The following is a 7,640-nucleotide window of genomic DNA, read 5'->3' as shown; positions in this document are numbered from 1 at the left end:
GGGTGGGCCCCAGGCAGGCGGAGCGGGCGGCGGCACGTGTCCCTGCGGGGGGTGCTGCACCTGCCCGTGCTGCACCTGCCCGTGCTGCACCTGCCCGTGCTGGACAGGACCGTGCTGGACAGGACCATGCTCAGCAGGACCGGGTCCCGCCTGGCCGGGCTGCGCGGGGCCCTGCGGTCCCTGCGCCGGGCCGGGGCCCAGCGGTCCCTGCTGCATCCCGCCGGGCGGCACTGGTCCGTGCTGGACCGGGCCCAGGTTGACCGGCATCGGGCCGCCCATGGGCTTGCGGACGCCCTCGATCGACAGCTGGATGGGCTGAATCCCGGGCGGATCCTGGGCCGGCGGGCCCGCGACGGGCGCGGGCGGAGGCACCGGGACACCCTCGATCGGCGGGGCGGGCATCGGCGCGTTGGCGTCCCCGAGCAGGCGCAGCATGGCGGTGGACGTCGTCGGCCTGGCCCCGGGGTCCTTGGTCAGCGCGGCGAGCACCACCTGCCGCAGCGGCTCGGGCAGGTCGCCGACCTCGGGGGCGCCGTTCAGCACGGCCTGGGCTTCGTGGCCGAACGGCGCGGAGCCGGTCGCGGCGAACACCACGGTCGAGGCCCAGGAGAACACGTCGGCGTACGGGCCGTACTGCAGCCCGTTGATCTGCTCGGGCGCGCGGTAGCCGATCTCACCCGCGGGGTCGCCGATCTCGATGTCGGTGACGCGCAGCGCCTCGCCGGTGAGAATCACGTTCGACGGGGTGAGGCCGCGGTGCGCGAATCCGGCGAGGTGGACGGCGGTCAGCGCGGTCAGCATGCCCACCGCGACCCGTTCCAGCGCGTCGCCGGTCAGTGGGCCGTCCTCGGCGACGGTCTGGGCCAGTGAGCGGCCCTCGGCGTGCGCCCGGACGACGTACAGCCGGCCCTCGTGGACGCCCGCGTCGATCGTGCGGGCGATGTTCGAGTTGGACAACCGTGCGACGCTCTTGAGCCTGGCGACGAAGCCGGGATCGTCTGCCGGGCCGACGGTCAGCGTCTTGACTGCCACGTGGTCGGAGTCGTCCGACTTCCTTCCCAGGTGGACGACGCCGCGGGGGCCCGTGCCGACCTTCCCCACGATCTCGTGGGAGCCGATGCGCTCAGGCTGAGGCGAGTCCTTCTCCGCCATGACCGTCCTTCCGGGAATACGTCATGAACGAGGGACATTTAATCAAATACGCACCATATACATCAGTAGTTTCGGTCACACCCTGACAACAGCGGTCAATCCGCCTCGGCTCGCGACCCCGGCCGCCAGCCGCGCCGGCGCCCCATGGGCACGAGCACGTACAAGGCGATCACCACGCCCGACAACATCAGGCCACCGGCGCCCACGGCCGTCGCGACCTCCATGGCCCGATGGTCGGACGGCACGGCCTTGCTCACCACCGACGCCGGCAACGGCGACGGCACCGGCGGCGCGACCGCCACCTCCTCCGACGGCAGCACCGTGGTCACCGCCAGCAGAGGGTTGACCATGCCGACGCCGGTGCCCTTGCCCGCGGCGCCGTCCGCGGTCAACATGACCCGCCGCCGTACGCGGAGCTGGTCGAGGTGCGGGTGACGGGCGCGGACGAGCGCGGCGACCCCCGTCACGTACGGCGCCGCGTAGCTCGTGCCGTCCAGCTTGCTCTGGTAGCCGCCGCCCGTCCACGTCGAGCTGACGTCCTGGCCGGGGCCGAGCACGTCGACCGCGTTGGGGTTGGAGAACTGCGACCGCCCGCCGTCCGGCGTGGCCGAGCCCACCGCCAGCACGCCGTCGTAGGCGGCCGGATAGGAGGGAGAGGGCGTGCCGTCGTCCTTCTTCGTGTTGCCCGCGGCGGCGACGATCACGATGTCCTTGCCGAGCGCGTAGTCGACGGCCGCCTTCAGCTGGGGCGAGTCCTGCGTCTCGATGGAGATGTTGATGACGTCGGCGTTCTCGTCCGCGGCCGTCGTGATGGCCTTGACCAGCGTGGCGAGATCACCGTTCGTCTCGTCGGACTGCTTGAACGACAGCAGCCGCACCCCGGGGGCCACGCCGTAGAAGGGGACGTCGGGCCGGGGCTGGCCGGCGATGATGCCCGCGACCGCCGTACCGTGGCCGACGCAGTCGCGGTGGTCGGCCTTGGCGCTGGTCAGGTCGGCCTTGCCCGCCAGGCGGATCTGCGGGTGACGCTCGTCGACGCCGCTGTCGATGACGGCCACGGTGACGCCCTGGCCCATGGTCAGCGGCCACACCCTTTTGACGTCGAGGCGCCGCTGGGCCCAGCTCTCCGCGATGGCGGGGCTGGCCTTCGGCGGGGCGCACTTCTCCGGCGCCTGAGCGAGCGCCGGCACCGCCGACAGGTGCAGGGCGAGCACGCTCGCCACCAGGGCGCGACCAATCATGGGTAAAAAGCGTAGCCTGCCCGTTTCAGGGGAGTCTGCGGACCGGCGTCGCGGTGCACGACATTTATTCTGGGGCCGGGACCCGCCACCTCAAGGGCCCCCGGAATTCCGGTGTCTCGATGGAAGAAGCCCCGGCACCCTCGCCAGGGCCCCAATCCATGATCATTTCGTGGCGGATTCGATGTTCTGGCGGTAGGTGCCGATGACCCGCGAAGCCTCCTGAAGCTCCTCGGTCATCCGCTGGAACGCCGTGCGGTAGTTCTGCCATGCCTGTTGGAAGCGCTGCGCGCCCGGCCCCGTCCACGCCGTGCCGACCTTGGCGGCCTCGCGGTCGAGCGCGGTCATCGTGGTGCGGACCGCCTCCGACTGCTGGGTGAACTGAGTGGACATCTGCTGCATTTCCGCGGGGTCGCCGCCGAGCATGCTCTGGCTCATGCATACCTCCTGGGGGAACCTGTGAAAGCGCCCTCAGGCTAAGGTCGGCCACTGTCCGTCGCCCCTGTTATGCCGAGCGGCTATGGTCTAGCGCAGAATCGTTCGTCTTCATCGGGAGCGAGACTCCATGCGCGAGGTTGTGGTCACCGGCGGCGGCACCGGCATCGGACACGCCATAGCGGCGGCGTTCGTCTCGCTCGGCGACCGCGTCACGATCACCGGGCGCCGCGAGAGCGTCCTGAAGGAGGCCGCGCAGCGCCTCGGCGCCTCCTGCGTGCCCTTCGACGCCGCCGACCCCGCCGCCGTCAACGACGCGCTCGCCGACCTGCCGGAGCAGGTCGACGTGCTGGTCAACAACGCCGGCGGCAACACCAACCTCGACAGGGGCCGGCCCGGCGAGCTGACTGAGGTGGCGCAGGCCTGGTGGGCCAACCTCAACGCCAACCTCATGTCCGCCGTGCTCGTCACGACCGCTCTCGCGCCGCGCATCGCCAAGGACGGCCGGGTCGTCTCCATCGGCTCCATCGCCGCGCGCGGCACGGGCTCCGGCTCGTACGGCGCCGCCAAGGCCGCCCTGGAGTCCTGGACCGCCGACCTGGCCGCCGAACTCGGCCCCAGAGGCATCACCGCGAACGTCGTCTCGCCGGGCCTCGTCGTGGACACCGAGTTCTTCCGGGGCCGGCTGACCGAAGACGGCATCACGGCCCGCGTGGAGAACACACGCAACGGCCGCCCTGGCATTCCCGCCGATGTGGCGGATACCGTTCTTTTCCTGGCGTCAGCGGGTGCCAGGCACGTGACCGGGCAAGTGGTTCACGTGAACGGCGGCGCATACCTGGGCCGCTGATCCGCAACTCGGGCAGCAGGAAGGACTAACGTCGGTGCGGAAGGTTCTGATCACCAACCGCGGCGAGATCGCCGTACGCGTGGCCCGTGCGTGCAAGGACGCCGGGATCGGCAGCGTGGCGGTATACGCCGACCAGGACCTCGACGCCCTGCATGTCAGGGTGGCGGACGAGGCGTACGCGCTGGGCGGGCAGTCGCCGGCGGAAACCTATCTCGACGTCGCCAAACTGCTCGACGTCGCACGGCGCTCAGGAGCCGACGCCGTGCACCCCGGCTACGGCTTCCTGGCCGAGAACGCCGCCTTCGCGCAGGCCGTCATCGACGCGGGACTGGCCTGGATCGGCCCGCCGCCGGCCGCCATCGCCGCGCTGGGCGACAAGGTCCAGGCCAGGCACATCGCCCAGAAGGTCGGCGCACCCCTCGTCGCGGGCACCAAGGACCCCGTTTCCGGGGCCGACGAGGTGGTGGCGTTCGCCGAGGAGCACGGGCTGCCGATCGCGATCAAGGCCGCGTACGGCGGCGGCGGGCGCGGCATCAAGGTCGCGCGCCGGCTGGAAGAGGTCGCCGAGCTGTACGAGTCGGCGGTGCGCGAGGCGGTCGCCGCGTTCGGCCGCGGCGAGTGCTTCGTCGAGCGTTACCTCGACCGGCCCCGCCACGTCGAGACCCAGTGCCTGGCCGACCATCAGGGCAACGTGGTCGTGGTCAGCACCCGCGACTGCTCGCTCCAGCGCCGCCACCAGAAGCTGGTGGAGGAGGCGCCCGCGCCCTTCCTGTCACAGGAGCAGATCGACGTCCTCTACTCCAGCTCCAAGGCCATCCTCAAAGAGGCCGGCTACGTCGGGGCCGGCACGTGCGAGTTCCTCGTCGGCCAGGACGGCACGATCTCCTTCCTCGAGGTCAACACGCGCCTGCAGGTCGAACACCCGGTCACCGAGGAGGTCTCCGGCATCGACCTGGTGCGCGAGATGTTCAGGATCGCCGACGGCGAGCCGCTCGGCTACGACGACCCGGTCCTGCGCGGCCACTCGATCGAGTTCCGGATCAACGCCGAGGACGCAGGGCGCAACTTCCTGCCCGCGCCCGGCACACTGACCGTCATGCGCACGCCGTCCGGGCCCGGGGTCCGGCTCGACGCCGGCTACGAGGCGGGGATGACGGTCCCGCAGACGTTCGACTCACTGGTGGCCAAGCTGATCGTGACCGGGCGGACCCGCCAGGAGGCGCTGGAGCGCTCGCGGCGGGCGCTGGCCGAGTTCGTCGTCGAGGGCATGCCGACCGTGCTGCCCTTCCACGAGGCCGTCGTCGGCGACCCGGCCTTCGTCTCGTCGCCGTTCACCGTGCACACCCGCTGGATCGAGACCGAGTGGGACAACACGATCCCCCCGTACGCGGGCGACATCGCCTCCGGCGAGGCGCCCGAGCGCGAGTCCGTCACCGTCGAGGTCGGCGGCAAACGCCTCGAGGTGGTGCTGCCCGCGGGTCTCGGCACGACCGCAGCCACGACCTCCGCGGGAGCGGGCAAGGCGCCCCGGCGCGGCGGCGTGGGCGGCAAGAAGGCCTCGGCCGGCGGAGACGCGCTCGTCAGCCCCATGCAGGGCACCATCGTCAAGGTCGTGGCGGGTGACGGCACCGTGGTCGCCGAGGGCGACACGGTGGTGGTGCTGGAGGCCATGAAGATGGAGCAGCCGCTCACCGCGCACAAGGCGGGGACGGTCACCGGGCTCACCGCGGCCGTGGGGCAGACGGTCACCGCGGGCGCCGCGATCTGCATGATCAAGGAGTCGTGACGGGCGTGAGCCGGGTTCTTAGCACGGAGCAATAAAAGGGGCATCTACCGTTCCACGATCTTCGCCCGCGTTGTGCACCCCCGCGCCCTGGACGGGTAACGTTCAAGTGAGGAACTTTGCCGATCGCCCGTTCGTCCTCATGGGCGAAGGAGGCTTGCTGCCAATGACCCACTCGCTGCGCCGAGCAGGGGCCGCGATCGCGGCTCTGATCGCCGGTCTCATTGTCGTTCTTGCGCTGACCCCTGCCGCCCACGCGGCAGCCGACCCCCCTGACGCACAGTCAGTCGTGTCCTATTGGAAGGACAAGCAGGACCCGCTCTTCGTCGAGTCGGGCTCGCCCCTCACCTCTGATCAGCAGAGCGAGATCCGCGACGCGCTCAAGGGCGCCGACACCAAAATCTATGCTGTGGCGGTGCCCGACGGCACGGTCGACAGCTCCTCCATCAAGGGCTACATGACGGAGCTCAACTCCGCGCTGACGGCGGCCGGACGGCCGAGGGCCACCTACGCGGTGCTCGACGGCATGACGTTGTTCGCCGCCTCCAGCCAGCTGCGCGCGCCGGGCCTGGCGGGCGAGCTGGCCAACCGCGCGGTCAGCAGCAACGAGGGCAACGTCGTCGACGGCATGAAAGACTTCGCCAACCGCGTCGACCTGGCCGCGCAGGGCAAGCGGTCCGCGCTCGACACCGGCAGCCAGGCCAACCCGGGCGCAGGCGGCACCGCCGCGCTGATCGCCCTGGGCACGCTCGTGGTCGTCGGCGGCGGCGGCTACTTCCTCTACTCCAGCAACCGGAGGAAGAAGAAGGCCATCCAGGACGCGAAGGACCTCGCCGCGGTCAAGCAGACCGTCGACGAGGACGTCACGAAGCTCGGCGAGGAGATCACCGCCCTCGACACCGACGTGACGCTGTCCGGCGAGAGCGGCCAGCACATCGACGAGTGGCAGACGGCGCTCGACGCCTACGAGAAGGCCAAGACCCAGCTCGCCGCGGTGGAGCGCGCCGACCAGGTCCGCGAGGTCACCGAGACCCTGGAAGACGGCCGCTACGCGCTGGCCGTGGTGAAGGCCAAGGTCAACAACGACCCCGTGCCCGAGCGGCGCGCACCCTGCTTCTTCAACCCGCAGCACGGGCCGTCCGCCCGCGACGTGCGCTGGGCCCCGCCCGGCGGCACGGTGCGCGACGTGCCCGCCTGCAAGATGGACGCCGAGGCCGTGGAGCGCGGCTTCGACCCGCAGATGCGCGAGGTCATGGTCGACGGCCAGCGCCGGCCCTACTACGACGCCGGCCCCGCCTACCAGCCGTACGCCTCCGGCTACTACGGCGGCTTCGGCGACATCATGACCGGCATGTTCATCGGCACCATGATGGGCAGCATGCTCGGCGGCGGCTTCGGCGGCGGCTGGGGCGGCGACGCCGGCGCCGGTGACGGCGGCCTCGGAGACTTCGGCGGCGGCGACGCCGGCGGCGGCTGGGGCGACTTCGGCGGCGGCGGCGGCGACTTCGGTGGTGGAGACTTCGGCGGCGGCGACTGGTGACGCACCACCGCTGAATCGTTCAGCAGGAGCAGCGCCCCCTGCGGAGCCCCGGCACACGGGCATCCGCAGGGGGCGCTGCGTCGTCCGGCGTGAAGTGGCGGGCCGCCGGGCAGCATGAGGGGCATGCTCATCGTCATGGGCGGCCTGCCCGCGACCGGGAAGACGACGCTGGCCCGCCTCCTGGCCCGCCGTACCGGCGGGGTTCACCTGCGGATCGACACCATCGAGCAGGCGATCGTACGCTCGGGCCTGGCCCGCCCGCCGCTCGGCCCCGTGGGCTACTTCGTCGGCTACGCGCTGGCCGAGGAGCATCTCGGCCAGGGGCTGACCGTGATCGCGGAGTCGGTCAACCCGCTGCCGGCCACCCGTGACGCCTGGCGCGACGTCGGGGTGGCGGCGGGCGTGCCGGTCGCCGAGGTGGAGGTGGTCTGCTCCGACCACGCCGAGCACCGCGACCGGGTGACCTCCCGCTCGGTCGACATCTCCGACCTGCGGCTGCCCGAGTGGCAGGAGGTGGTGGAGCGCGAGTACGAGCCGTGGCACCGGAAGCGCATCGTCATCGACACGGCGGGCTGTACGCCGGAGGAGTCACTCGCCGCTCTGGTGCACCGGATCGCCCAGGCCCTCGCTTAGTGCCACCCT

7 protein-coding genes are annotated in these 7,640 nt (G+C 71.4%); 4 read left to right on the top strand and 3 right to left on the bottom strand.

The window, feature by feature from the left end:
* From E1267_RS41200 to E1267_RS41190, 3 genes are all read right to left on the bottom strand, one after another.
* Positions 1-1,152 (bottom strand): serine/threonine protein kinase (locus E1267_RS41200; protein ID WP_132341351.1); only part of this gene is annotated, 1,152 nt, incomplete at its 3' end.
* Positions 1,153-1,247: 95 nt separating this feature from the next.
* On the bottom strand, positions 1,248-2,393 hold the full coding sequence (locus E1267_RS41195; protein WP_132341349.1) for a S8 family serine peptidase: 1,146 nt from the start codon (positions 2,391-2,393) through the stop codon (positions 1,248-1,250).
* 162 nt (positions 2,394-2,555) lie between these two features.
* Positions 2,556-2,828 (bottom strand): WXG100 family type VII secretion target, encoded by a 273-nt coding sequence (locus E1267_RS41190; protein WP_165960088.1) that lies wholly within the window; start codon positions 2,826-2,828, stop codon positions 2,556-2,558.
* A gap of 127 nt (positions 2,829-2,955) precedes the next feature.
* Here E1267_RS41190 and E1267_RS41185 point away from each other — a divergent pair, with 127 nt between their 5' ends.
* The 4 genes from E1267_RS41185 (at position 2,956) to E1267_RS41170 (ending at position 7,631) form a co-directional block, all read left to right on the top strand.
* Positions 2,956-3,675: an SDR family NAD(P)-dependent oxidoreductase gene (locus E1267_RS41185; RefSeq protein WP_132341347.1), complete on the top strand. Its 720-nt coding sequence runs from the start codon at positions 2,956-2,958 to the stop codon at positions 3,673-3,675.
* 34 nt (positions 3,676-3,709) lie between these two features.
* Positions 3,710-5,461, top strand: coding sequence for an acetyl/propionyl/methylcrotonyl-CoA carboxylase subunit alpha (locus E1267_RS41180; protein ID WP_132341345.1), 1,752 nt, complete (start codon positions 3,710-3,712; stop codon positions 5,459-5,461).
* Positions 5,462-5,624: 163 nt separating this feature from the next.
* A complete protein-coding gene (locus E1267_RS41175; RefSeq protein ID WP_246064652.1) occupies positions 5,625-6,998 on the top strand; it encodes a hypothetical protein in 1,374 nt (457 codons plus the stop codon).
* A gap of 123 nt (positions 6,999-7,121) precedes the next feature.
* A complete protein-coding gene (locus E1267_RS41170) occupies positions 7,122-7,631 on the top strand; it encodes a P-loop nucleotide/nucleoside kinase family protein (protein WP_132341343.1) in 510 nt (169 codons plus the stop codon).
* Positions 7,632-7,640 lie beyond the last annotated feature (9 nt).

Source organism: Nonomuraea longispora (assembly GCF_004348345.1).
Lineage (GTDB): Bacteria > Actinomycetota > Actinomycetes > Streptosporangiales > Streptosporangiaceae > Nonomuraea > Nonomuraea longispora.
This window is presented reverse-complemented; position numbering and strand designations above follow the sequence as displayed.

Coding starts and splice junctions, on each gene's coding strand:
- E1267_RS41195 (WP_132341349.1), bottom strand. CDS start 2,393: ATGATTGGTCGCGCCCTGGTGGCGAGCGTGCTCGCCCTGCACCTGTCG.
- E1267_RS41190 (WP_165960088.1), bottom strand. CDS start 2,828: ATGAGCCAGAGCATGCTCGGCGGCGACCCCGCGGAAATGCAGCAGATG.
- E1267_RS41185 (WP_132341347.1), top strand. CDS start 2,956: ATGCGCGAGGTTGTGGTCACCGGCGGCGGCACCGGCATCGGACACGCC.
- E1267_RS41175 (WP_246064652.1), top strand. CDS start 5,625: ATGACCCACTCGCTGCGCCGAGCAGGGGCCGCGATCGCGGCTCTGATC.
- E1267_RS41170 (WP_132341343.1), top strand. CDS start 7,122: ATGCTCATCGTCATGGGCGGCCTGCCCGCGACCGGGAAGACGACGCTG.